Origin of the sequence: Nostoc sp., assembly GCF_036917535.1 — a bacterium.
Taxonomy (GTDB): domain Bacteria; phylum Cyanobacteriota; class Cyanobacteriia; order Cyanobacteriales; family Nostocaceae; genus Nostoc.
In genome coordinates this window covers 168,083-192,035 of sequence record NZ_JBALDA010000015.1, presented here as the reverse complement: position 1 = coordinate 192,035, position 23,953 = coordinate 168,083, and the positions used below count along the sequence as shown (strand labels likewise).

Annotated in this window: 28 protein-coding genes and 6 pseudogenes; 16 read left to right on the top strand and 18 right to left on the bottom strand. The window is 41.4% G+C overall.

From position 1 onward, the window contains the following. The first annotated feature begins 110 nt into the window (after positions 1-110). Positions 111-398 carry a hypothetical protein gene (locus V7K56_RS05550; protein ID WP_334908357.1) on the top strand — a complete coding sequence of 96 codons (288 nt, stop codon included), beginning with the start codon at positions 111-113 and terminating at the stop codon, positions 396-398. A 172-nt stretch (positions 399-570) separates the two neighbouring features. Here the strand turns inward: V7K56_RS05550 and acnB are convergent, their stop codons facing one another. The 5 genes and pseudogenes from acnB to V7K56_RS05525 form a co-directional block, all read right to left on the bottom strand. Further along, positions 571-3,201, bottom strand: coding sequence for a bifunctional aconitate hydratase 2/2-methylisocitrate dehydratase (acnB, locus tag V7K56_RS05545; RefSeq protein ID WP_334908381.1), 2,631 nt, complete (start codon positions 3,199-3,201; stop codon positions 571-573). Positions 3,202-3,470: 269 nt separating this feature from the next. Next, positions 3,471-3,686 (bottom strand): annotated as a pseudogene (locus V7K56_RS05540) (DUF4351 domain-containing protein); the annotation flags it as partial. A gap of 39 nt (positions 3,687-3,725) precedes the next feature. Next, positions 3,726-4,052, bottom strand: a pseudogene (locus tag V7K56_RS05535) (DUF4351 domain-containing protein); the annotation flags it as partial. Between the two features lie 145 nt (positions 4,053-4,197). After that, positions 4,198-4,779 (bottom strand): annotated as a pseudogene (locus tag V7K56_RS05530) (DUF4351 domain-containing protein); the annotation flags it as partial. Positions 4,780-4,989: 210 nt separating this feature from the next. Then, positions 4,990-5,325 (bottom strand): annotated as a pseudogene (locus tag V7K56_RS05525) (hypothetical protein). A 295-nt stretch (positions 5,326-5,620) separates the two neighbouring features. On the opposite strand from V7K56_RS05525, the gene V7K56_RS05520 reads away from it, so the two are divergent. Further along, the gene (locus tag V7K56_RS05520; protein WP_334908355.1) at positions 5,621-5,872 is read left to right on the top strand and encodes a hypothetical protein; all 252 of its coding nucleotides are present in this window, start codon (positions 5,621-5,623) and stop codon (positions 5,870-5,872) included. Continuing rightward, positions 5,869-6,312, top strand: coding sequence for a type II toxin-antitoxin system VapC family toxin (locus V7K56_RS05515; protein ID WP_334908353.1), 444 nt, complete (start codon positions 5,869-5,871; stop codon positions 6,310-6,312). The genes V7K56_RS05520 and V7K56_RS05515 overlap by 4 nt, the downstream gene beginning before the upstream one ends. Positions 6,313-6,669: 357 nt before the next feature. Here the strand turns inward: V7K56_RS05515 and V7K56_RS05510 are convergent. Next, a pseudogene (locus V7K56_RS05510) lies at positions 6,670-7,594 on the bottom strand (DUF4351 domain-containing protein). Positions 7,595-7,849: 255 nt separating this feature from the next. Here V7K56_RS05510 and V7K56_RS05505 point away from each other — a divergent pair. After that, positions 7,850-8,614 carry a transposase gene (locus tag V7K56_RS05505; RefSeq protein WP_334908351.1) on the top strand — a complete coding sequence of 255 codons (765 nt, stop codon included), beginning with the start codon at positions 7,850-7,852 and terminating at the stop codon, positions 8,612-8,614. Between the two features lie 52 nt (positions 8,615-8,666). Here the strand turns inward: V7K56_RS05505 and V7K56_RS05500 are convergent, their stop codons facing one another. Both V7K56_RS05500 and V7K56_RS05495 read right to left on the bottom strand, forming a co-directional pair. After that, the gene (locus V7K56_RS05500) at positions 8,667-9,563 is read right to left on the bottom strand and encodes a GUN4 domain-containing protein (protein ID WP_334908349.1); all 897 of its coding nucleotides are present in this window, start codon (positions 9,561-9,563) and stop codon (positions 8,667-8,669) included. A gap of 133 nt (positions 9,564-9,696) precedes the next feature. Further along, a complete protein-coding gene (locus V7K56_RS05495; protein WP_334908379.1) occupies positions 9,697-10,188 on the bottom strand; it encodes a hypothetical protein in 492 nt (163 codons plus the stop codon). Positions 10,189-10,351: 163 nt separating this feature from the next. On the opposite strand from V7K56_RS05495, the gene V7K56_RS05490 reads away from it, so the two are divergent. Continuing rightward, entirely contained in the window at positions 10,352-10,690 is a 339-nt protein-coding gene (locus tag V7K56_RS05490; RefSeq protein ID WP_334908347.1) for a type II toxin-antitoxin system RelE/ParE family toxin, read from the top strand. Continuing rightward, positions 10,683-10,976: a helix-turn-helix domain-containing transcriptional regulator gene (locus V7K56_RS05485; protein ID WP_334908377.1), complete on the top strand. Its 294-nt coding sequence runs from the start codon at positions 10,683-10,685 to the stop codon at positions 10,974-10,976. Before V7K56_RS05490 ends, V7K56_RS05485 begins: the two co-directional genes overlap by 8 nt. 99 nt (positions 10,977-11,075) lie before the next feature. On the opposite strand, the pseudogene V7K56_RS05480 reads toward V7K56_RS05485, so the two are convergent. Continuing rightward, positions 11,076-11,357 (bottom strand): annotated as a pseudogene (locus V7K56_RS05480) (hypothetical protein); the annotation flags it as partial. Between the two features lie 179 nt (positions 11,358-11,536). On the opposite strand from V7K56_RS05480, the gene V7K56_RS05475 reads away from it, so the two are divergent. The 5 genes from V7K56_RS05475 to V7K56_RS05455 all read left to right on the top strand — a co-directional run bounded on the left by V7K56_RS05475 (position 11,537) and on the right by V7K56_RS05455 (position 15,330). Beyond that, entirely contained in the window at positions 11,537-11,854 is a 318-nt protein-coding gene (locus V7K56_RS05475; RefSeq protein ID WP_334908345.1) for a 2Fe-2S iron-sulfur cluster-binding protein, read from the top strand. A 142-nt stretch (positions 11,855-11,996) separates the two neighbouring features. Beyond that, positions 11,997-12,176, top strand: a complete 180-nt coding sequence (locus tag V7K56_RS05470) for a hypothetical protein (RefSeq protein WP_334908343.1) — start codon at positions 11,997-11,999, stop codon at positions 12,174-12,176. A gap of 109 nt (positions 12,177-12,285) precedes the next feature. Next, entirely contained in the window at positions 12,286-13,362 is a 1,077-nt protein-coding gene (locus tag V7K56_RS05465) for a DUF3326 domain-containing protein (protein WP_334908341.1), read from the top strand. A 219-nt stretch (positions 13,363-13,581) separates the two neighbouring features. Further along, positions 13,582-14,178 (top strand): CPBP family intramembrane glutamic endopeptidase, encoded by a 597-nt coding sequence (locus V7K56_RS05460; protein ID WP_334908339.1) that lies wholly within the window; start codon positions 13,582-13,584, stop codon positions 14,176-14,178. Between the two features lie 531 nt (positions 14,179-14,709). Then, on the top strand, positions 14,710-15,330 hold the full coding sequence (locus V7K56_RS05455; protein WP_292778001.1) for a CP12 domain-containing protein: 621 nt from the start codon (positions 14,710-14,712) through the stop codon (positions 15,328-15,330). Between the two features lie 266 nt (positions 15,331-15,596). Here V7K56_RS05455 and V7K56_RS05450 read toward each other — a convergent pair whose 3' ends face one another. The 7 genes from V7K56_RS05450 to V7K56_RS05420 form a co-directional block, all read right to left on the bottom strand. Further along, positions 15,597-16,712, bottom strand: coding sequence for an LptF/LptG family permease (locus V7K56_RS05450; RefSeq protein WP_334908337.1), 1,116 nt, complete (start codon positions 16,710-16,712; stop codon positions 15,597-15,599). Positions 16,713-16,919: 207 nt separating this feature from the next. Then, positions 16,920-17,648 (bottom strand): LPS export ABC transporter ATP-binding protein, encoded by a 729-nt coding sequence (gene lptB / locus V7K56_RS05445; protein ID WP_334908335.1) that lies wholly within the window; start codon positions 17,646-17,648, stop codon positions 16,920-16,922. 31 nt (positions 17,649-17,679) lie between these two features. Then, positions 17,680-18,177: an LptA/OstA family protein gene (locus tag V7K56_RS05440; RefSeq protein ID WP_334908333.1), complete on the bottom strand. Its 498-nt coding sequence runs from the start codon at positions 18,175-18,177 to the stop codon at positions 17,680-17,682. A gap of 370 nt (positions 18,178-18,547) precedes the next feature. Continuing rightward, positions 18,548-18,940 carry a DUF309 domain-containing protein gene (locus V7K56_RS05435; protein WP_334908331.1) on the bottom strand — a complete coding sequence of 131 codons (393 nt, stop codon included), beginning with the start codon at positions 18,938-18,940 and terminating at the stop codon, positions 18,548-18,550. After that, on the bottom strand, positions 18,937-19,302 hold the full coding sequence (locus tag V7K56_RS05430; protein WP_334908375.1) for a ferredoxin thioredoxin reductase catalytic beta subunit: 366 nt from the start codon (positions 19,300-19,302) through the stop codon (positions 18,937-18,939). Before V7K56_RS05430 ends, V7K56_RS05435 begins: the two co-directional genes overlap by 4 nt. A 206-nt stretch (positions 19,303-19,508) precedes the next feature. Further along, complete coding sequence (locus V7K56_RS05425; RefSeq protein ID WP_334908329.1) at positions 19,509-20,690, bottom strand: DUF58 domain-containing protein; 1,182 nt, start codon at positions 20,688-20,690, stop codon at positions 19,509-19,511. Positions 20,691-20,754: 64 nt separating this feature from the next. Then, entirely contained in the window at positions 20,755-20,979 is a 225-nt protein-coding gene (locus V7K56_RS05420; RefSeq protein WP_334908373.1) for a type II toxin-antitoxin system RelE/ParE family toxin, read from the bottom strand. A 295-nt stretch (positions 20,980-21,274) separates the two neighbouring features. On the opposite strand from V7K56_RS05420, the gene V7K56_RS05415 reads away from it, so the two are divergent. From V7K56_RS05415 to V7K56_RS05395, 5 genes are all read left to right on the top strand, one after another. Then, a complete protein-coding gene (locus V7K56_RS05415) occupies positions 21,275-21,457 on the top strand; it encodes a DUF29 family protein (RefSeq protein ID WP_334908371.1) in 183 nt (60 codons plus the stop codon). A gap of 274 nt (positions 21,458-21,731) precedes the next feature. Then, on the top strand, positions 21,732-22,058 hold the full coding sequence (locus tag V7K56_RS05410; protein WP_334908327.1) for a DUF433 domain-containing protein: 327 nt from the start codon (positions 21,732-21,734) through the stop codon (positions 22,056-22,058). Next, the gene (locus tag V7K56_RS05405) at positions 22,051-22,386 is read left to right on the top strand and encodes a DUF5615 family PIN-like protein (protein WP_334908325.1); all 336 of its coding nucleotides are present in this window, start codon (positions 22,051-22,053) and stop codon (positions 22,384-22,386) included. The genes V7K56_RS05410 and V7K56_RS05405 overlap by 8 nt, the downstream gene beginning before the upstream one ends. Positions 22,387-22,559: 173 nt before the next feature. Beyond that, complete coding sequence (locus V7K56_RS05400; protein ID WP_334908323.1) at positions 22,560-22,853, top strand: DUF433 domain-containing protein; 294 nt, start codon at positions 22,560-22,562, stop codon at positions 22,851-22,853. Next, positions 22,850-23,221, top strand: coding sequence for a DUF5615 family PIN-like protein (locus V7K56_RS05395; RefSeq protein WP_334908321.1), 372 nt, complete (start codon positions 22,850-22,852; stop codon positions 23,219-23,221). Before V7K56_RS05400 ends, V7K56_RS05395 begins: the two co-directional genes overlap by 4 nt. Before the next feature lie 38 nt (positions 23,222-23,259). Here the strand turns inward: V7K56_RS05395 and V7K56_RS05390 are convergent, their stop codons facing one another. Both V7K56_RS05390 and V7K56_RS05385 read right to left on the bottom strand, forming a co-directional pair. Continuing rightward, the gene (locus V7K56_RS05390; protein ID WP_334908319.1) at positions 23,260-23,523 is read right to left on the bottom strand and encodes a DUF2281 domain-containing protein; all 264 of its coding nucleotides are present in this window, start codon (positions 23,521-23,523) and stop codon (positions 23,260-23,262) included. A 144-nt stretch (positions 23,524-23,667) separates the two neighbouring features. Continuing rightward, positions 23,668-23,850, bottom strand: coding sequence for a hypothetical protein (locus V7K56_RS05385; protein ID WP_334908317.1), 183 nt, complete (start codon positions 23,848-23,850; stop codon positions 23,668-23,670). Positions 23,851-23,953: the final 103 nt, after the last annotated feature.

The following is a 23,953-nucleotide window of genomic DNA, read 5'->3' as shown; positions in this document are numbered from 1 at the left end:
ATCGGTCTTTTTTCATCACCTGATTGACGTTTAGCATTTTTCTGTCTCATTCCAATCGCCAATCGTTACTTTACCTTATTAAGCGACAAGTCTAAAAGTTACTAAACAGGTTGTCATCTGAAAATCAAAATACGAGGGTAATTACACTCAGAGCATTATCTTGGATTTGCGAAGATCAAATAGATCGCAAGCTGCTTTCTATGTATGTTGGTGCTCTTAACCTTTTTGATGTTGATGCTCTTAACCTTTTTTTAGATCCCCAAGAAGAGATTGATGAAGAACGAGTTAATTATGCTGCTGCTCAATTAAAAATATCCGTCGAGGATGTGCGTATGCGTTACCAAACACTTGCCCAGCAATTTGGTCTGAGATTGAATTTTACTACAAATGCTTCATGACGTTACTAAATATGTTCTTTTAACTGCTGGACGATTGTTTGTGTCCATAAATAAAAGTCTCGGTCGTATAATTTTTGGGAATTGACAGATGGAGTATTCATGTGATTTTTTAGTTCTCCAATTCTATATATTTAAAATGAAGGTGAGCTAAAAAAGCCCACCCTAATTTAGATTAGACTAACAAAGCCTGCTCCTCTTTAGAAATCACGCGCCCTTCATCCTCAAACCCGGTGATTTGATCAAAGTTCAAATAGCGATACAAATCATCAGTAAAAGGATTAATTTTCATCGCCACAACCTCTAAATATTCCTGCACTGTGGGAATGCGTCCTAACAGCGCGCAAACTGCGGCTAATTCCGCTGAACCAAGATACACTCGCGCATCTTTACCCATGCGATTATTAAAGTTGCGGGTAGAGGTTGAAAACACTGTTGTACCATCAGCAACTCGCGCCTGATTTCCCATACACAAACTGCATCCTGCTATTTCTGTCCTTGCACCCGCAGCCCCAAAAATGGCGTACATTCCTTCTTCTTTTAATTGGTGTTCATCCATGCGGGTTGGTGGTGCTATCCACAGGCGAGTTTTTACTTCACCGGCGCCTTCCAAAACTTTCGCTGTTGCTCGATAATGACCGATATTCGTCATACATGAACCGACGAATACTTCTTGCACTGGGTCATTAGCAACTGACGATAATAATTTAACATTATCGGGGTCATTGGGAGCAGCAACAATTGGTTCTTTGATTTCGTTCAAATCAATTTCAATTATTTCGGCATACTCCGCATCGGCATCAGCTGCTAATAACACGGGGTTTGCTAACCATTGTTCCATTTTGGCAATGCGGCGGAGGATTGTACGCGCATCGTGATAGCCCCGTGCTATCATGTTTTTCAAAAGTGCAACGTTAGAACGCAGATATTCAGAAATTGTCTCTACACTCAGCTTAATGGTAGAACCCGCACATGAACGTTCGGCGGTTGCGTCGGCGAGTTCAAAGGCTTGTTCCACTTTCAAATCTGGTAATCCTTCAATTTCTAAAATTCGCCCGGAGAAGACATTTTTCTTGTTTTGCTTCTCGACTGTTAGCAAACCTTTTTGAATTGCTACGTAGGGAATGGCATTCACAACATCCCGGAGGGTGATACCTGGTTGCAATTCACCTTTGAATCTTACCAAAACTGACTCTGGCATATCTAAAGGCATGACGCCCAAGGCCGCAGCAAAGGCTACTAACCCAGAACCGGCGGGGAAGGAAATTCCTAAGGGAAAGCGGGTGTGGGAGTCGCCGCCAGTTCCTACGGTGTCGGGTAGCAGCATCCGGTTTAACCAAGAGTGGATGATACCATCACCGGGACGCAAGGCGACACCACCACGTTGGGCAAAGAAGTCGGGGAGGTCGTGGTGAGTTTTAATGTCTACTGGTTTGGGATAAGCTGCGGTGTGACAGAAACTCTGCATTACTAAGTCTGCACTGAAACCCAGACAAGCCAGTTCTTTTAATTCGTCGCGGGTCATGGGGCCTGTGGTATCCTGAGAACCAACGGTGGTCATGATCGGTTCACAAGATGTACCGGGACGCACGCCAGGTAATCCGCAAGCTTTACCGACGATTTTTTGTGCTAAGGTGTAGCCTTTGCCTGTATCGCTGGGTTGTTGAGGACGGGTAAAGACGGTGCTGGGTTCTAAACCGAGTGCAAGGCGTGTTTTATCGGTGAGGGTACGCCCGATAAGTAGGGGGATGCGTCCACCTGCGCGGACTTCATCGAGGATGGTGTCAGGTTTGAGGCTGAAGGTGGAAATGACTTCACCTGCTTCATTAGTGATTTTGCCTTTGTAGGGATGGATGGTAATTACCATGCCAGTTTCTAGTTTGGTGACATCGCACTGAATAGGCAAAGCACCGGCATCTTCTGCTGTGTTAAAGAAGATTGGCGCGATCGCACCACCTAAAATATATCCCCCAGCACGTTTATTGGGCACAAAAGGTATGTTATTTCCCAGATGCCACAACACCGAATTAATGGCAGATTTCCGCGAGGAACCTGTACCAACCACATCCCCCACGTAAGCTACAGGATGCCCTTTTTTCTTCAGTTCGGCAATGGTTGCCAAGCTTCCCGGTTGGCGCGACTCTAACATCACTAAAGCGTGTAAGGGAATATCTGGGCGAGTTGTGGCGCTTTGGGCAGGCGATAAATCGTCGGTATTGGTTTCGCCAGGAACTTTAAAAACGGTGACAGTAATCGCTTCTGGTACTGTGGGGCGAAGGGTAAACCATTCAGCTTCCGCCCAAGAGTCAATTACCTGCTTGGCGAAAGGATTGGTTTTAGACAATTCTAAAATATCGTGGAAGGCATCGTACACCAAGAGGATTTTGCTTAAGGCGTTGGCGGCGTAGGCGGCGATGGGTTCCTTTCCTTGTCCACCCATCACCAGAGGTGTTTCAGATGAGTCTGAGAGGGATACAGTGGGCCATTGCAGCAGTTCGATTAAAGCTTGCACGTTGTAACCACCTACCATCGTCCCTAACAATTGCACTGCTTCTATGCGCGAAACCAAGGGACTGGTGATTTGCTTTTTGGCAATGGCGGTGAGAAATCCGGCTTTGACATAAGCTGCTGGATCAACACCAGGAGAAACGCGATCGCTCAATAAATGTAATAATATCTCCTCTTGACCCTTTGGCGGATTTTTCAGTAATTCACATAATTCTGAGGTTTGCTTCGCATCCAATGGCAAAGGGGGAATACCGAGTCGGCCGCGTTCTGCAACATGCTGACGGTATTGTTCTAGCATTTCTGTGTTCTCCATTGGGATGTTCTCCATTTTATTATGAAATATTTTTAGGCAATTTTTGGTTATAAGAGTTTACCTGATTTTTATAGCTGAAAGCGTTATGAGTAATCGGTTGTTTACAATTTTTTTTATACTGAAACTTTGAAAACTATTGGACTAATGGAATTCGCCAGGTCTAGTAATAATGAATTAGACTTTTCAAACAACTTAGTGTTGCTATAGAATCCGACTTGGTTATAAATAAATTAATGAATCTACTGATGATTTATTTATACTTGTTGTTGGTTTAACCAAATTTCTAAATCAGCAACGCTACAAAAATCTAGCAATGTTTCTCCTAAATTCTCTAATTGTTCAATCGATCAGCCTTGAATTCGCTTGATTAATGATGCACCAATCTCACCAATGCGGCAATTGAGTAATCGTATAACTAAACGTTGTTCTCCTTACTGTATAGCTTGTTCTCTGTCTATTTGATAAAATGGTTATAATTACATAATTAACTCTTGATCAATCTAAATGAATTAGATTGATTGTTGGTTTAACCAAGTTTCTAAATCAGCAACACTAGAAAAATCTAGCAATGCCTCTCCTAAGTTCTCTAATTGTTCAATGGATAAGCCTTTAATTCGCTCGATTAATGAGGCATCAATTTCACCAATACGGCGATTTAGTAGACGCAGTATTAAGTCTTGTTCTCCTTTTTGTTTTCCCTCTTGCCTTCCCTCTTCTTTGGCTTGTTCTCTATCTCTTTGATAAAGTGGTTCTAGTCGCATAATTAACTCCCGATCATCTGCTTCTAATTCTTGATTTACTCTCAAGTTTTCGCGCAAGTTATAAACTAATTCTAAGAGGTTGTTTGAAAAGTATCAGCTTGAGCCTTAAATGCAACTCAGAGAAGCGATCACAAGTCCCATAACCCTCATTATCTCGTTCAACTTCTCGATAGCCAGAGTAGTCAAACATACGTTGGATGACTTTTCAAACATCCTCTAAGGTTGTTTTCTGGTATGGATGATCTAATGGTAACCCTTGCAACTCGATAATTGCTTGTGATTGCACGTTTCCCCTTCCTAAAAGCCTCAACCATAACGTTTCCGGTGTTTGCGGTAGTTGGTGTATCGCCACAATTGCTGTCCGCAAGGCATCTGGTAGAAAATGTACTCCCGACAACCAACCTTCTTTTAGCATAGTTCCAAAGCTAGACAATCTAGTTTCAGATATAGTAGGTGTAAGAACCCACAATTTGGGAATATCTGAGTCCTGAAGTTTAGTTTTATTGGCTTTAGCTTCTCGTCGCAATAAAGCCTTGACTTCTAATAATTTGAGAATACAATCGCAGATTTCATCGGTAGAAGTTGGATTGCGGTACGGTTCTATAATCGCAGGATGTTCCGCAAATCTTCCTAGCAAACCTAGTATTTGTATGTTAGAGCTTTGCTGTTTGGCAAGAGTGAATAAAACATCTATTTCTTTAATCTCTCCTGCAACTTTTTCTGATGCTTTGACTTCTCCGTAATCTTTTAATAATTCTTCTAGATAGTCTTTGGCAAATTGATCATGTATAAACCGGGTCATTCAATTTTAAGATTACAAAAGTTCTGAGTTAATGCAAAGTTTTATTATATAGTAGTCCTGAATCATTCGTGAGACAATAGATCCCCGACTTCTTTGAGAAGCCAGGGATCTAGACACCTTGAATGTTACATTTAGCTCATTACTTTTAATTTTTTATACCTCGCTCAAAATGCACTTAACTTTACTCGCTTAAACTTCCGCGCAATGGTACTAAGCGGTTATTGCATTTTGACCTGATGTTTTATCTGTATTAGATTTTAAGCGTGTCAATCTGCTTTTACGGATACGTTCGCTGTCTCGAACGCCACCTGCAAGTTCATATTCATCGCTATTTTTGCCATACTTAAAACCAACCCCCACCAGCATTTTGTCTGAAACCTAACTTAAGGTTTTTTCCATATCATCCAGCTCTTTTCTAGAAGAGTCAATCATAGCTATAGCAGCGTTATAATCATTAAGCATATTGTGAAACTGCTCTATTAATTGACTCAGGTTTTGCAAGTTGTAAGTTTGATCAAAATTGATATTTGGATCGATAGCTTTCAGTCCGGCAACTCTAAACTCAGCTTTTTATAGAATCCGGGAACTACGTTTTGTTCGAGGCACAATTTTACATTTTTAATAGCTCTACAGAACTATTTTGTCTTAATTGACTTGTATTCTGGTTCAGCAAAAAGCGCATTTTTCTTAGTCAAAGTTTTTATTTATGCCCGTGATTTCTCGGAATTTAATCACTAAAGTAAAATGTAGCAGAGTTTGAAAAAACCATAATCGCATCTTCAAATTCTAGAATACAGTACAATATTTTGGATAATTCACGGCAATTGTTCAGGTCAGGTTGATGAGTCCGTCACTTGAAAAAATTTTAAGCGAGATTGAGCAATTGACTCCAGAAGAGCAATTGACAGTGATGAGGCATTTAGTAGAGCGTGTAAAAAAACACGTCACTCAAGCGCAAGCAAAACGCAAGTGGAGCGACTTGAAAGGTATGGCTTCCTATCCGCTTTTTGGTGAAGATGCTCAAGAGTGGGTTTCGCGGAATCGGCAAGAAGGTGATGAGCATCGAGAAAGGTTCTCACGGACACAGGAATGAATATTAGTGACGCTTTAAACGGAGTTTCTCGCTTATTTCTCGATACAGCACCTGTGATTTATTTTGTAGAACGGAATCGGCTATTTGTTGATTTAATCGATCCAATTTTTGAGCGTTTAGATACTAACATTACAGCAGTAACATCTGGGATAACGTTGTCAGAGTGTTTAGTAGGTGCTATTCGTCTGGGGTTAGCGGATTTAGAGCAGGCTTTTGTTGACGTGTTGCAACAAGATGAAGTGGTTTTTGTGGAGATTAATGCTGTAATTGCACGAGAAGCAGCGAGAATGCGAGTGCTTTATAACCTTCAGTTACCCGATGCGTTGCAGGTAGCAGCAGCTTTAATGGCTAATTGTGAAGCTTTTTTAACCAATGATGTAGCTTTGAAGCAAGTGAATGAATTGAGAGTTTTGATAGTAAGTGAGTTGGAAGTGATGTAGTCAACACTGATCGCTTTAACCTTAAGGCTTAATGTTGTAACCTTAAGGCTTAATGTTCTAACTTTAAGGCTTGATGTTATAACCTTAAGCCTAAATGTTGTAACCTTAAGGCTTGATATTCTAGCTTTAAGACTTTATCATATAACCTTAAGCCTAAATGTTGTAACCTTAAGAGTCAACGTCATAACATTGATGACCAAAGTTTGTTGGTGAGTGCAATCATCGCTACATAGTGTAGTTAAAGCTAAAAATTAAAACTAGTGTAGGTTGGGGAGCCACTGCGCCCTTGCGGTTTCCCGACTCCCTCAGTGGCGTTTGAGGAACGTAGCTTGCTTACCGCAGGGTAACCCAACATTATTATTGGTTTAACCAAGCTTTTAAATCAGCAACACTAGAAAAATCTAGCAATGCCTCTCCTAAGTTCTCTAATTGTTCAATGGATAAGCTTTTAATTCGCTCGATTAATGAGGCATCAATTTCACCAATACGGCGATTTAGTAGACGCAGTATTAAGTCTTGTTCTCCTTTTTGTTTTCCCTCTTGCCTTCCCTCTTGCCTTCCCTCTTGCCTTCCCTCTTCTTTAGCTTGTTCTCTATCTCTTTGATAAAGTGGTTCTAGTCGCATAATTAACTCCCGATCGTCTGCTTCTAATTCTTGATTTACTCTCAAGTTTTCGCGCAAGTTATAAACTAATTCCAGGGTTGCTTTCTGGTATGGATAATCTAATGGTAACCCTTGCAACTCGATAAGGGACTTGCGACTGCACACTTCCCTTTCCTAAAAGCCTCAACCATAACGTTTCCGGTGTTTGCGGTAGTTGGTGTATCGCCACAATTGCTGTCCGCAAGGCATCTGGTAGGAAATGTACTCCTGATAACCAACCGTCTTTTTGCATAGTTCCAAAGCTAGACAATCTAGTTTCAGATATGGTTGGTGTAAGAACCCACAATTTGGGAATTTCTGAATTTTGAAGTTTGGTTTTATTGGCTTTAGATTCTCGTCGCAAGAGAGCCTTGACTTCTAATAATTTAAGAATACAGTCGCAGATTTCATCGGTAGAAGCTGGATTGCGAAAGGGTTCTATGATGGCAGGATGTTCAGCCAATCTTCCTAACAAACCGAGTATTTGTAAATTAGAGTTTTGCTGTTTGCTAGGAGTGAATAAAACATCTATTTCTTTAATCTCTCCTGCAACTTTTTCTGATGCTTTGACTTCTCCGTAATCTTTTAATAATTCTTCTAAATAGTCTTTAGCAAATTTATCATGTATAAACCGGGTCATTCAATTTTAAAATTGCGGAAGTTCTGGGTTAATGCAAAGTTTTATTATATAGCAGTCCTGAATCATTCGTGAGACAATAGATCCCCGACAACTTTTACGAAGTCGGGGATCTGGACACCTTGAATGTCACATTTGGCTCATTTGGCCTTTATCTTAAAGCTTGATGTTCTAACCTTAAGAGTTAAAGTTATAACATTTTCTCAAAAGTTTGTTGGTGAGTGCATTATAGCAGCATAATATTTTAGCGATTTTTTTATGACTCGCCCAAAACGCAATTTACAATCAGGTTTTTGCTATCACATCACGACTCGCTGCAATAACCGCGAATTTCGTCTAACGCGCTTAGAATGCCGTGAAGTTTTTCTGTATGCCATCAACAAGGCACAGGAAAAATATCAATTTAAGCTCTATGCTTTGTGCATTATGAGTAATCATCTGCATTATCTGCTGGAACCAAAACAGCCAGAAGATTTACCGAAAATTATGCACTGGTTGAATTGGTATACTGCTATGTGTTTTAACCAAATGCTCAACCGCACGGGGCATTTTTGGGAAAAGCGCTATCATAGTACAGGTTTTGCCAATACAGATCAACGTCGTGCGTTAAATACTCTGCGATATATCCACGCTAACCCGAAAGCCGCAGGAATACAGCAGGGTTATTTCTACGACTTCAGCAATTACGGCACTCATGACCGTTTGAGTAGTGATGGTATTACTCAATGGCATCCGGCGTTTTTGCAAATGGGGAGGACGTTGGAAGAGTGCGCTGCTAGATATCGTCAGTTTTGTAAGAAATATCGACCAAAGCCGAAGCCTGAAAAAAGGAATCATTGGGGTAGTCGTTTTTTGCCTTCTTTGAAGAATAAAGGTAAGAAGAAGTCACCGGGACAGATGAGTTTACCTTGGGATAAGCAAAGAGTAACTGAAGATACGGAGGTGCATGAAGTAGCAGAAAAATTTATTCAGGCGAACTGCTATTTCCCCGCAGTGCCAGGTATTGAAATTCGAGAAGGTTGATTCTACCGTGTATCTAGGGTTGGTAATAAATCTTTATAAATATCGGAAAGCCTTAGATGTTACAGTTTACAAGTCTCGATGCGAGAGAAGAGACCATATACCAACCCCACGTCAACCTCAACCTCATAATCGGCAGGTGTCCCCTTGGGGAGGCTGTATCAAAATTTACGTTTGAGTAACTAATCCAATCCCAAGAAATCCCATTAATTTTCACTCTCCACCCCACGCGATCGCCAAACTTCTCCCAGGCTTTTTCGTAATACTTGCCGTCAGCTTTACCGCCAACGCTCAAGTAAATTTCCTTCTGGACGCTGAAGCCAAAGCGTCCATTGCTGTATTTTACCCATAAGCGGTCAATTGTGCGTAAGTCAGTGCAAGGAAAATTTAAGAGTTCGTCTGAGGTGAAGTAGTCGCCATTTTCTTTACCTACAGCCTGAATCATCACCAGATAAGTTTCTTCGTCGGCTTCCTCCCACTTTTTTGCTGCTAGTAAGTCGCGTAGTCTGGTGTAGTCTATGCCTTTTTCAGACTTGAGGTTGTCGATTTTTATCTTGGCTTGCTGGACAATATAATCAATCCCTTTGTCACTACTGATTGCCACCCAATTCTTTATTTCCTCATATTCTTTTGGGTAACGATTTCTAATTGTTGGCATATCTATACCATGCAAAATAGGCAGAATATTATTAGTTGTTAATATCTCCTTGAACTCCAGGAAAGTCCATTCTTTGTGTTTAGCAAAGTAATTATTGCTAATTACCACAATCCCATACTGTGATGTCTTTAGTGCTTCTGTAATTTTTATTTTTAAGTTGTCTCTCCAGTAAAGTTCTTTTTTGTCATACCATAAATTATATTTTGCCTCGGTTAGTCTCTTGTATAATTCTTCTACAAATGTTTCTTTATCTTCAGACGCATGGCTGAGAAATATATCATGAGGATAAGCCATAAATACTCCTTATTATTTCAATAAACATCGGTATTTTTAAAAAAGCGAAACATTCTTTGTAGAAATGTTTCATATAACATCTCTACAAAGGTTTTCACATCAACAAAAACCATCTAATCACCAATGATTTTTATCACTCCTCCACACCTGCAATTTTTGCCAACGCCTTCGCATACTCTTCCAACCCTCCTCGCAAAGCTTCCAACTCACTTCGCAACTTAGGTTCCTCCGACCATCCCTGCTCATGTTCTCTAGGACTTACCCCCACAGGTCGTCTAGCTTCCCACGCTTGCAACAACGGATGCCATTTAGCCAAAAACGGTCTTAAGCCATTATTCAACACTGCGATCGCAATTCCCCCCACTGAATCACGAGCAGCACCCACATCCGGCCCGGCTGCTTTGAGAACTTCGCGGGTTGTACCAAATAAACTATAAAGAGAGTTCATCGCTTCTCGTACCAAACCCTGGTCAACTTCTAATGGTTGCACAGCAATGCGCGTCACCAATTCCACATAAAGTGACCAAGCGGCTTTCTGTTGTGTGGTGTTAACTTTCCACGACATCGAACCAATGCCAAAAGGCAGACTTACAGATACAGTCTCTAAAGAAACGCGATCGCGCATATTCATAATAAGCAAATTTAACTAATTTATTTAGGTTTATTATAGTAAAATTGCTCATCATCGCTGCAAAATCAGCCTTCAATCATATTGTCGCAGCAACGGGCGCGATCGCATTCTGGATTGATCAATGATAACGCGATCGCACATTTGGGAAAATTTCAACATGGAAGTTCAACCAAAAGAAATCAGGAATTATTTAAGATTTGATGGTATAGATATTTTTTCTGAGTGGTTTGACTCTCTGCGGGATAGAAAAGCAAAGGCTAAAATCAGAGCAAGACTTGACCGAGTAGAGGAGGGTAATTTAGGTGATTGTAAATCAGTTGGTGATGGTGTTTTTGAACTGAGAATAGACTACGGTTCTGGCTACCGCATATACTTTGGGCAGGAAGGCTCAACAATTATTATTCTTTTGTGTGGTGGCGATAGAAGCACTCAAGATAAAGATATTGCTAAAGCCAAGGAATATTGGAAAGACTATAGGAGTAGAGATGATGCGTAGAAGTACAAGCTATCATGAAAAACTGATTCAAGACTTAAAAAATCCACTAGAAGCAGCAGCTTACATCGAAGTTGTTTTAGAAGAAAGCGATCCAAAAATGTTAAGTAAGGTGTTGAAAAATGTCATAGAAGCGCATGGTGGAGTTGATCAGTTTTCTGCACAAGTCAAGGAACTCTACAATAAACTTGACCAGATGCTATTAGAGAAAGGCAAAATTGAGTTTTACAGTCTAAATTCTTTGTTGGATGCTTTAGGGTTACACTTAGCAGTAACAGTAAAGCCGTAAGCTTAATGTTGTAACCTTAATCACCAAAGTTTGCTGGTGAGTCCAATCATCGCTACATAGTGTATATTGTTGGTTTACAGTGATTGCAGAGGATTAAAATGCGATCGCAATTCCCCCTACTGAATCACGAGCAGCACCCACATCTGGCCCTGCTGCTTTGAGAACTTCGCGGGTCGTACCAAATAAACTATAAAGAGAGTTCATCGCTTCTCGTACCAAACCCTGGTCAACTTCTAATGGTTGCACAGCAATGCGCGTCACCAATTCCACATAAAGTGACCAAGCGGCTTTCTGTTGTGTGGTGTTAACTTTCCACGACATCGAACCAATGCCAAAAGGCAGACTTACAGATACAGTCTCTAAAGAAACGCGATCGCGCATATATATTTATAGTAAGTTTAACTAATAATTATAATTATTAATGTTACTAGTCTAAAATTGTTCAGAATTAGTGACTATAATCTCAGTATTTAACCTAAACTTTTATAGTAACATCTAGAGATTTTTAGCTAATTCAGATAGAATGATAAATTTGTTCGTTGCATCACCTGACTTTGTATATGCCCAAAACTTACACCGTAGAAATTAATCACCAAGGCGAAATTCATACCTTGCAAGTTCCTGAAGATAAAACAATCTTATCAGTTGCCGATGCTGCTGGTTTGGAACTGCCAAGTTCTTGTAATGCAGGTGTTTGCACAACTTGCGCCGGTCAAATAAGTGAGGGAACTGTGGATCAAACGGATGGCATGGGCGTTAGTCCAGATTTACAAAAGCAAGGTTACGTATTGCTTTGTGTTGCCAAACCCCTTTCTGATTTGAAAGTTCAGACGGAAAAAGAAGAAATAGTTTATCAGTTGCAATTTGGTAAAGACTAATAATCAGTAAACAGTTATCAATATACTGATTGATTATTGATAACTGTTCGCTTGGATTACCAAAAATGATAAATAATATAAGTATTTACTAGCAACTAATATCAGCTATTCTAGAAATTACAAATCAACAGGATTTACCTAAATGACGACTCATTTTATTACCGCAGAAATTGATTTACAAGAAACTCCCGCAGAATTACTAAAAGCAATTGAAACAGAGTTGAACAAACAAGGGGAACCTCTTCGTTGGGCAATTACCGCTGTGGACGTTAACCAACAAAAAGCTACAGTTGAAGCTGTAGTGACTACACCTAAGAGTTAGAAGGCAAGAGGCAGGAGACAGGAGAGAGAAGATAAAACTCCTAATTTTTAACTTATAACTCTTCGCTCACCACTGGCTCAACCTTAGCTATCTGCTAACAGCACTCGATATGAATCGTCCCTACACAGCTATCTTAATTGTACCAACTGGTGTTGGGGCTACCATTGGGGGTTATGCAGGAGATGCTTTGCCTGTTGCCAAAGTTATAGCACAGGTTTGCGATCGCCTAATTACTCACCCCAATGTCTTGAATGGCGCAAGTTTGTACTGGAATCTCCCTAACGCTTTCTATGTTGAAGGTTACGGGCTTGACAAATTCACCTCTGGATGCTGGGGTTTGCGTCCAGTCCGCACCAACAAAGTAGGTTTGCTTTTAGACCAAGCCATTGAGCCAGAGTTACGGCTACGACATATACAAGCAGGAGATGCAGTCAGAGCAACTTTGGGGTTGACCTTAACAGATTATGTAATTACTGATGCACCATTAAATGTAGAATTACGGACTACAGCATCGGGAGCTAGTTGGGGGACAATTGGCAACCCGGATAGCTTATTACGGGCAGCGGAGATATTAATTAAAAAAGCGGGGGCAGAAGCGATCGCAGTTGTTGCCCGTTTCCCCGATAATATAGATGAGAAAGCAGTACAAAAATACCGCCACGGTGAAGGCGTAGATCCTTTAGCAGGTGCAGAAGCCGTAATTAGCCATTTGCTAGTGCGAACCTTTCAAATTCCTTGCGCCCATTCTCCCGCCCTTTTGAGCGAACCTCCACAACCTGATTTATCTCCCCGTTCCGCCGCCGAAGAATTGGGCTATACCTTTTTGCCGTGCGTCCTTGTCGGATTAAGTCGTGCCCCACAATTTATAATAGAGAGAGGAGCGATCGGATCACAGCAAAAAGATATTTGGGTAGATGAAGTAGATGCTGCGATCGTACCTGCAAATGCTTGTGGTAGCAGTGCCTTATTGAGTTTAAGCCAAAAACGATGCCAAATAATTACAGTAGAAGAGAATAAAACTCTGATAAAAGTTCCTCCCGTACCCTTGGGAATCAAATCTATACAGGTAAACTCATATTTAGAAGCAGTGGGTGTATTGGTAGCACACAAAGCAGGCATCAATCCCTGCGCTCTCCGTCCCAAATTATCACCTTTGCAGTCATTAGTCATAGGGCATGGGGCATAGGGCATGGAGAAGAGACAAAGGAGACAAGTCAGAGAAAGAAGACAAGGAGAGAAGTCTGAGCGTCGGCTTCCGGCGTTGGCGCAGCCCGCTGTAAGCATCAGAACTTCTTCAGAGAGATTTATTCAATAATTCCACCTTGTCCCCCTTGTCTCCCCTGCTCCCCTACTCCCCTCCCCCCCCTGCTCCCCTACTCCCCTGCCCCACTCCCTTTAAAAACCCGTGATTGAACAACAAAAGCAAGAGCCAGAAATTCCATACCTAACACGCATCCAAGTACTTGGGGCAATGGGAGCGACTGCAATCATTTTGCTGATAGTCGCCAAACTTTCATTATACTTCGGCAAATTTTCGCTATTTTCTTGGGACTTTAACCAAAGAGAGTTGCTGCTAGGTGTAGGGTTGGGGTTCGTTATCACTACGTTAAGTGGCTTAACTTATCGCCTGTGGACTGCTTATCGTAAAAGTGCAAATTATTACCTAGAAGTGGTACTGAAGCCTTTAGCTTTACCAGATTTAATTTGGCTGGGATTGCTACCAGGGTTGAGTGAAGAATTATTATTTAGGGGTGTGATGCTGCCAGCTTTAGGCTCCGATATTACAGCGGTAATTGTATCCAGTCTTTGCTTTGGCATTTTGCATTTTAGCGGTTCCCAACAATGGCCTTATGTAATTTGGGCGACGATTGTCGGGATGATATTGGCATATAGCGCTCTGCTCACGGGCAACTTGCTAGTGCCAATTGTCGCTCATATTATTACCAATTGGATTTCTAGCTATTTCTGGAAAATGGGGCAACTGGCGGCAATTAAAAAATAAACCTTGAGCTTGCTCTTTCTTAGGGAACATTGCTCATGAGTGTTAATTTTAGGTGAAAGCCAGTCTATAAGCAGCTTTTAGAGATTGTCTCGTTCCCAGTCTCTGACTGGAAATACCTATGGGGGCTTAGATGTTAGGGACTTCCAAATAAAAAAATAATCAATCGTTTTGGTAAGCAGGGGAGGCAGGGGAGGCAGGGGAAGAAATTGGATAGTGGCGTTGGATGGAGGAATTAAGTAATTTAATTCTTGGATGTCCCTTAGTAAAAATACTTTTCAAACATCCTGTTAACAGGATGTTAAACCTTGTACCAGAATTTGCTTCATAAGCAAGCTGTTAGAGAAGCTTAGTTTTTGAGCATTGGTTACATTGGATAACATCAGGAGTTGACAACTGGTCTAATTTATTGTTGTAGCTGGGCAAAAGTTCAACTTTTTTTACTTTCTAGTTAGCCAACTGTGCGTTGCAATGCTTTGATACGCCCATGAGGGCGCTGTGCTGCACCGGACTATTTACCAGGAGACTACAACAATGATGAAAGCTGAAGATATCATGACCAAAGACGTAGTTACCATTCGCGGTTCAGCAACTGTTGCTGAAGCGGTGGGGCTGATGAAGGATAAAGGATTGCGAGCGCTGGTTGTGGATCGTCGCTATGATAATGATGCTTATGGCATTGTCACAGAAACGGATATTGTTTATAAGATAACAGCCTACGGGAAAGATCCAAAGCAAGTGCGGGTTTATGAAATTATGAGCAAGCCCTGCATTGTAGTTAATCCTGATTTGGGTGTGGAATATGTAGCGCGGTTATTTGCTAATACTGGTATTCATCGCGCACCTGTAATTCAAGGTAAGCTGTTGGGCATCATCTCGATTACCGACATTTTGACTAAAAGCGACTTTGTGGAAGCGCCAAAAGCGCTACTGCTGGAGGAGAGAATTCAAAAAGCAATTGAGCAAGCTCGTGCTATTTGCACTGAACAAGGTGCTTATTCTAAACCCTGTGCAGCTGCCTGGGATGAGGTAGAAGAACTTCAGGCAGAAGCAGCTCATCAGAAAGCTGAGGGTATGATATCAGCTAAAGTTTCTTTTGAAGAATACTGCAAGGAAAACCCCGATGCACCACAATGTCGAAATTATCATCCGTAATTGAAGTGGGGAGATGAGCGACAATACGCTTGGGTTAAGCATCTTCTTTTCACGCTTGAGACTTGAGGGACAAAGAGGACAAGGAGGACAAGGAGGACAAGGAGGACAAGGGGACGAGGGGACAAGGATAAGAAGGACAAGAAGAAATTTCTCCCTTGTCTCCCAAGTCTCTCCCACCAAGCCCTGTCTCCCTTAACCCAAGCGTATTGGGATCAGCACGAGATGGGAGAGCAAGCGAACAGTTATTCTTCCTCATCTCGCTTAATTTACCGTTTGGCAACTCGCATCAATAAGAATAAACCTATTCCCAAAAAAAGAAAGTTGGGCAACCAAGCCCCCATAAAGGGAGAGAGGACACCTGCTTGTGCGATCGCCCCACTAATAAAGAAAATTAAGTAGTACGAAAATATAACTAGGACACTAATCCCAAAGCTTGTACCTCTCCCCGTTCGCTGGGGGATGCTTCCCATCGCTGCGCCTACCAAGCCAAAAACCACGCATACAAAAGGTAAAGAGATTTTTTGTTGAATTCGCACTTCAAGTTTACGAATTTTTTGGCGGTCGCCACCAAGATTTTCTACTTCTAGTTGATTTAGTGCTTCAGAAATATTCATCTCACCATAATCCCGGCTTTTTTCTGCCAGACTTAATGGCGTGCGCGGTAGTTGCAGTTGTTGATGTTCAAATTTGACGATATTGCGATAAGAGCGATCGGCAGCAACAAAATAGATCGTACCGTTGTAAAAATCCCAGACATTTTGAGAAGGATTCCACTTAGCAGATTCTGATACCACAATTTGATTCAGATTTTTTGTTGAGCGATCTATAATTGTCAACCCTGTCATCCGCTTACCATCAAATTGGTCGGCGTAAAACAAGCGTGTCAATATCCGATTTGTAGAGCCATCCGGCTGGGCAACATCCTGGTATTCAGGATAGAAAATATTTTGCTGTTTATAAATTGGCTTGTCTGATTTGAGCGCTTTATCCAAAGTCATCGCCGCTTGATAATTTGCTGCTGGTGCAATTTCTTCGTTAAACACAAATGTCATTACTGTGACTACAAGACTTAACATCACAGCAGTTAGCACCATACGATAGACACTAACGCCACAACCACGCAGGGCAATTAGTTCGCTCTCGCTAGAAAGACGACTGTAGGTCATCAAAGTAGCCAGCAGCGTAGACATGGGGAAAGCTAAAACAATAAAGTTGGGAAATTTTAATAAAAAAACTTGAATAGCAATGTCTATAGGTAGCCCAGATTCGACAATTTTTCTGACGAGATCGAATACAGCATCAATGGTGACGCCAATTGATGAAAAAGCTCCGACACCAAAGAAAAACGGTGCTAACAATTCGCTGGCAAGGTAGCGATCCATGAGCGTAAAAGGCAGCAGCGAATAGAGACTGTTGAAAGACGTAAGCTTCTTTGATATCATAAGCAATTTTAAAAGTTAAAAATTGGCAACCCTGAGAAAGGAAAGCATCTCTACTGTATTTAGTATCAAAATTAAATACTTTAAATTCATGCTGAAGAATTAAAAATCAAAATATCTTTTGAAATTATTAACTAAATAATTATTAATTTAGACTTGAAAATTATCCCCCAAATAATATTGCCGCACGAGGGGATTGCCGTAGAGTTCGTCAGCAGCGCCAAAAGCGAGAATCTGTCCCTCACGCATGATGTAGGCGCGATCGGTGATCGCTAGGGTTTCACGGACATTATGATCCGTAATTAAGATTCCCATACCGCGATCGCGCAGTCGTGCTACGATTTGCTGAATTTCTGAGACTGCGATCGGATCAACTCCCGCAAATGGTTCATCCAAAAGTAAAAATTTTGGCCCTTCTCGTCCAGCAGCTAAAGACCTTGCTAATTCCGTCCGCCGTCGCTCACCACCAGAAAGTTGAATTCCTTTACTCCTAGCTAATTTTTCCAACCGAAACTCCCGCAGTAAAGTTCTGAGTCGCCTTGCCCATTCCCATCGTGGCACATTAGTTTGTTCTAGCACTAATAGAATATTATCCTCTACCGAGAGTTGGCGAAAAACACTTGCTTCTTGTGCTAAATAGCCAATACCCAATCGTGCCCTTTCATGCATTGCCATTCCCGTTATCTCTACATTACCCAGCCAGACTTTTCCGAGATTGGGTTTTTCTAAACCTGTGGCAATATAAAAGGTTGTGGTTTTACCAGCCCCATTGGGGCCTAGTAAACCAACAACTTCACCTTGAGCAACAGAAAGGTTGACACGATTGACAATTACTCGCTTACCGTAAGATTTATGAATATTCTCTAAAACAATTTTCACTCTGGAAGCTACCCTTTATTAGTGGTGAATGCTAATTAGAACGCTTCAAAGGTGGTGTCTTTGGGGCAGGTGTCGCAGTTTGTCCATTATCATCTGATTCCTGCACCATGTAGATGGACTCTACCTGACGGTTAGATTGGGGTAAAGCAACAAATCGCCCTTCATCAATTAAATAGGTTACTTTCTCCGCCCGAATACTGTTACCGCCCTTTTGTAAAATATAGACGTTGCCACTGAAATCAATTCGGCGTTCTTTACTAAAATACTGTGCTTGGGCAGCTGTTGCCTGAAGTTGGCGAGCCGGATACAACATTTGCACATTACCGCGAGCGGTGATTACTTGATTTTTCGCGTCATATTCTTGCACATCAGCGCGGATAGTGAGGGGGCGATTTGCCTGAGATATTTGTGCAGTAGCGGTTTGCACTTGGGTAGGGAAGGCAAAAGTGCCCAAAAGTGCGACTGGCAGCATTAAAGCTAATCCAAAGGGACGTATCTGGGATAAAGGCAATTGATAGCAGGGCATCATAGCAATTGGGGATTTAGGATTTCAGCTTGCATTCTAATTATCTCAAGTACTTTATCCAGATATTAAATATACAATCTGGAATGATTTCCGATAACTACTGGCTGAAATAGTGACGCTACCCCCAACCTTAAGGTTTCAGGTAATTGACATCTGAGTGAAAATGACGTACGCACAATACCCTGCCTTAAGCCGCTTTACATCTAAGTAGGTGGGCGTAAATATTTGTCGTTGGGATAAGACAGGAGGCAGAAGGGAAGAGGGTTTTAGCCTCGTTCATTTTTGTTAACATAGTTTGATTTTATTTTGCCGACCTACTTACATGAATTGTGCCTATCAGGGATTTTGGGTAACGCATAATTTCACCAGATGTCTAATCAGTAGTCAGCACAATTCTAGGCAAAGATAAGACTTGATTTTCACCCAACTCACCAGATGTAATTTTGTCTGGCCCTATTTGTTGTAAAGTCGTCAACAAAACTGCGCTCTGACTCAATAGCTCATCTACGTCAATGCCACCGTAACTAGATGGGTAACGGCGTAGGCGATTGCTGCCTTCTCCCAATAGAATTACAGCACCTCGCCAGTTCCGATTTTCTAAATGATACAGTGCCACAGCAATTTGGAGAATTCCTTGATAAAAGGTTTTTTCCGGTTCGCCAGCTTCAATCCACAAAGCCTCTAAAGTGTCATGACAAGCGTAGAACTGTCCAGAATTGAACAGTTCTACACCTTGCCAAAACTCTTGGGGGATGATTTCGCTCATCCCATGCTGTCTCGTACTTCTTTGATTGTTTCCAGAGAGATTTCTTGTTTGTCTCCAGCAAACTCGTTGTCAGGGGTGAGGAATAACATGCAATGGCACTCTTTGCGTTCTCTCATTGGTACACAAGGACAGTTCCAATATGTGGCGTGAATCTCAGCTTCTTTATCTTCGTAATGGCGACAAGGACATAAAGGCGCACCCAGTTCGTCTTTATGTTTGGCTAGTCCTTCAATCACAACTGCGGTGACAGAAGGTTCAGAACAGAAGTATGTTCCAGTACGCTTGGCGTATTGTTCGGAAAAATGCCGCATTGCCTCTAGGCTTTTATCGCTGGATTTTGTGTTATGTTCTGATGTAATCATGTCGCTCATAATTTAAATATTTCTTTGCATTGTACCTCAGCCTCATTAAGGGATTACTGGGTGTATTTCCCCAACCTTTTCCCCTCAAATTGTTTTACATTTGCTCAAAGGCTGATATATCAACTGTACTGGGATCAGAGAAAATTCCAGAAATCGCAAAGGCTTAACTTATTAGCAGCCTTTGAAATTATAAAATTTGAATTGATTTATAAATGTAATGTTTTTTGTAGTTGGAGTTGCAGTGGGCGTAGGCGTAGCCCGTCGGAGACATCGCTTTGCAAAACTATACCAGGGTGTTCCCAATTAATTACCTCTGGTTCTGCTGGTGAGGAAATATTTGGCCACAAAACCCAGCGGCTGCCTTGAGGAAGAGTAGCAAGGCTCAAGGGGTTTTGAGTCAGCCAAATCAAAGGATAACTTTTAGGAACTACCGAACTGGCATCTTCTAAGGCTGTGGTTGCTGCTAAGGTTTCTAGAACAAAGCGATCGCCTTTGATTAAATTTGTTGATGCTGTCCACAATTGCACCTGTAATTGTTGTTGCTGTGCATAAAAATACAGTGATGCTGCGGCAATTACTGCTTGTTCAAAGTTTTCTTCTTCCCAATTGCTAGCACTGTCTAGGGCAATAACTATTTCTTGTCCACCTATTACCATTTCCAACTCTCGCACCCTTAATTCGCCATAACGGGCGCTAGTCCGCCAGTGAATCAGACGGGTGGGATCTCCTAGACGGTAAGGACGGAGCGATCGCACTAGCCCCGTTGTTGCTGTCTGCAAAGGTCTACCACGAGGATCGCCCCTTTTGCTTTCTTCTTGTCCCATTTCGTCTATTAGGGGGCAGGTAGCCAAGGGCAACACTGTAGGATAGACGATTGCTGTAGCAGCACAATCACGCTGACGGCGACACCAGAACAATCCCAAAGGCGCACCAGAACCCAGTTCGACTGTGTGCCAGCGATAAACACCCCGACGCTGAGTCGGCTGGTAATATACCCAACGGTAACTACCTCGGCTAGGAATTGTTTCGATTGCCTTTTGTACTGGTTTCCCTAAGACGAAGGGCAGTATATCTTCAACTTGCAATAAGCTTACAGGCTGCTGTGTCTGATTGCAGATTTCTAATTCCACCGTTAGATCGTCGCCTGCTGACACAGGCTGAATGGGACGGCGGGTGATAGATAGATTTGTGAGTGATCGCGGTGGTAAGATGGCTGCTACACCCAAAAGGGCAAAACTGATGCCGCTAATGGCGTAAAGCCAGCCAGCCATGGTATTGATACCTGCGCCAAAAAAACAAATAGCCGTTGCTGCTAGTACCCAACCGCCATAAGCAGGGGCACTGGCGCGGGTTTCTAACCAATTAGTGATGGGTTTGATAATTTTCATGTTTCTTTTTTAACCCAACACTACCAAAAATTCACAGTGTCTCAGGAGTTTGCCAAAAAAGCTTTTAGTTGGATTGCTCAAAAAGAGATGGAAAGTTAAGACGACCACTTACAACCCATAGAATTTCGATACCATTATCTAATAATCTGTAGAAAAAAATATAGTCTTGCAAGCATATACCTCGAAGGTGTGGACGAATTTTGGCGTCACTTTTACCACTGTTTGGAAAGGCAACAAGTTGTTGACAGTTGCGGTTGAATTTACTTAAAAATTGTTCTCCTGCTTCAATGTTAGTTTCAGCTATGATTAAATTATGGAATGTATGTATAAGGTAAAATATGACAACTACTACTGACTTAAAACAACTCTATGAAACTGATGAAAATTTATGGTTGTACCAACTGTTAAATTATTAAAACGAAAACAGTTTAACAAACTTGATTTATAAAACTTGATTGAAGAATTAATCAATTTGGATAAAAGATATTTAGCTAAATACAAAGGTCTTTTAAGGCAAATTATTATTTATATATTATTACTTCAATTATTGGCAGATATAATATAAAAGAGATGATCATCATTGGATTGGAGAAATTAAAATCTTTAGATATGAATTAAATAATCATTTAACGACAAATTTAACAAACAAGTTCCAGGATGATTTAGAGAATATTTATCAAAGTGCAGTTGATTTTGTAAAAATTAAAACCGATTTAACTATTTTTCCAGAAAAGTGTCCTTACACTACACTTTTGTACAATTATTAGATGAAAATTATTTACCTTAAATACATCAGTCTTATATAATTTTTATGGAATTAAAGCAGCACCGAGAGGCAATGTCTACGAAAAGCTCGCCTACCCACTGTAAATTTATGCTGCTAATTGGCGATCGCTCTGTGTAGAATTTTTGCTGGCTAGCGATGTCTACGACGGGCTATTCGGTGTCGCACAGGTTGCTCAAATGGGCATTTTGATCTGGTTCCATCTTTAACTCTGTAAGAGCCAGGACTGCTATGTATTATTAAGATATGGAATGGAGGTGGAAGATTCATTAATGCAGTTAGTCAGTCGGGAGCATATTGAAATCTCTTCTGATATGCGGAGTGGGAAGCCCCGGATTGCTGATACCCGCATTGCTGTAGAAGATGTGGCGATGATGCATTTAAAGCTAGGATATTCCTTGGTAGAGATTGCTGGTAAGTATGACCTTTCACTAGCATCTGTTTATGCAGCAATGGCTTATTATTTTGATCACCGAGACGAGATTGATCGCCGCACAGCAAAAGATGATCAGTTAGTTGAGGTACTGAAGCAAAATCATTCCTCGCGTCTGCAAGAGAAACTCAGACAGTTGAGGAATGAGTGAACGAATTAGCTTTCATCTGGATGAAAATGTCGATCCTGTAATCGCTCTTGGCTTGCGCCGTTATGGAATTGATGTCACAACAACCAATGATGTGGAATTACGTACTCAAAGCGATGAAATCCAGTTAGAGTTTATTCAGGAAATACAGCGAGTACTATTCACTCAAGATGCAGATTTTTTGATTATTGCAAGTTTTAGGCTTGATCATCCTGGTATTACTTACTGCAAGAAAGGAACTCGTTCAATTGGTGAAATCATTCAAACCTTAGTTTTGATTTATGAGGTGATGACACCTGAAGAGATGGTGGGACATGTCGAGTTTGTGTGAAATGAAAGCAGCACCGAGAGGCAATGTTTACGACGGGCTACGCATACGCGCAGGTCGCTTAAGCAGGTTGGTCTGATTGTATCTGTAATTTGATTAGAGCCAGAACTGCTATGTATTATTAAACTATGGAATAGACGTGGAAGATTCATTGATTCAGTTAGAGTGGGAAAAACATGGTGGCAATAGTTGATATTGGAACCCTAATTGTAAGGACACCTCAAATTATTGGAGGTCGCCCTTGCATTGCTGGTACGCGCATGACGGTTCAAAATATTGTAATGGATTCTCAAGCAGGCTTATCTCCTCAAGATATTGTGACAGAATATCCACACTTATCTCTAGCACAAGTTTATGCAGCGCTTGCCTATTACTATGCTAATCAGGAGGCAATGGATAGAGAAATTGCTTTATATCAAGCAGAATGTAACGCTCTGGAAACGAAGTGGATGTCAGGTAATTGTGCGTGAGTCAAATTTGCTTCTATTTAGATGAAGATGCTGGCAAGAAATCTCTAGCTAATGGCTTACGCAATGCCGGGATTGATGTAATGACAACGGCTGAGGCAGATAGATTAGCATCATCTGATGATAGCCAATTAATCTGGGCAACGGAACAGAGGCGCGTTATTTATAGTTTCAATGTTGGTGATTTTTGTCGATTGCATAAAGCTTATCTCGAACAGCAACAAAAGCATTCAGGTATTGTACTTGCTGCCAAGCAGAGCTATTCAATTGGAGAACAGTTGCGAGGATTGTTGAAGTTGGTAGAAAGTATGGAAGCCGAGGATATGGCAAATCAATTAGTGTTTCTAAGAAAATATATTGAAAATTTTTAACCTGCTAACTTTTAATTGCATCGCACAGGATCATAGCTCTAGCCCTTGTTGCCGATACTTGTTGAGTAGGAGTTGCTAACTGATTCAGGTGGAGATACCTCTAGGCTATCCACAGCCTCAAACCATTGTGACCATTTTCCCACAAGCGTTTCATCAGGCTGACTCTCAGCAATTTTAACTTGATGTTTGTGGATAACAAAATCAATGAAATCGGTCACTTCTTGCAGAAGTGGTTCCGAAAGTTGCTGCAATTTTGCGTTAGCGAAGCTCGCCGAAGGCATCGCAGTTTCACGAATAGTCATGGGAATAATCCTTTTTCAGTTCTCTTCATTTTCACTCAAGGATTTAACTAAATGCACGGCAATAGCGATCGCTTTCTGTAAGAATGCCTGCTGGCTAGCGATCTGTCTTTACCAACAACTTGAAAAATTAACGTTATCCCTCTTTCAAGAAACCAGATTAGCTGAAGGTTGAGGAATAAGCTCAAAACCAAAAGCAATCGCTTTTTTGTGGAGGTTGCTGACCATTCGCTCTCGGTAACGCTGCTCATAATAGTCCATGCCAGGATCGGTATAATCTTCACCTGTTGTCCAAAGTTTGTAAAAAAGCCGCGCAATCTTCTGAGCCACAGCTTCGGTCTAAAAATTAGAGTTTGTGCCATAAAGTCTTTATAAAACCAGCCTAATCCTTCCAATTTTAGCTTTTGATTTAGCTCACAAGCTTTGCTTGCTG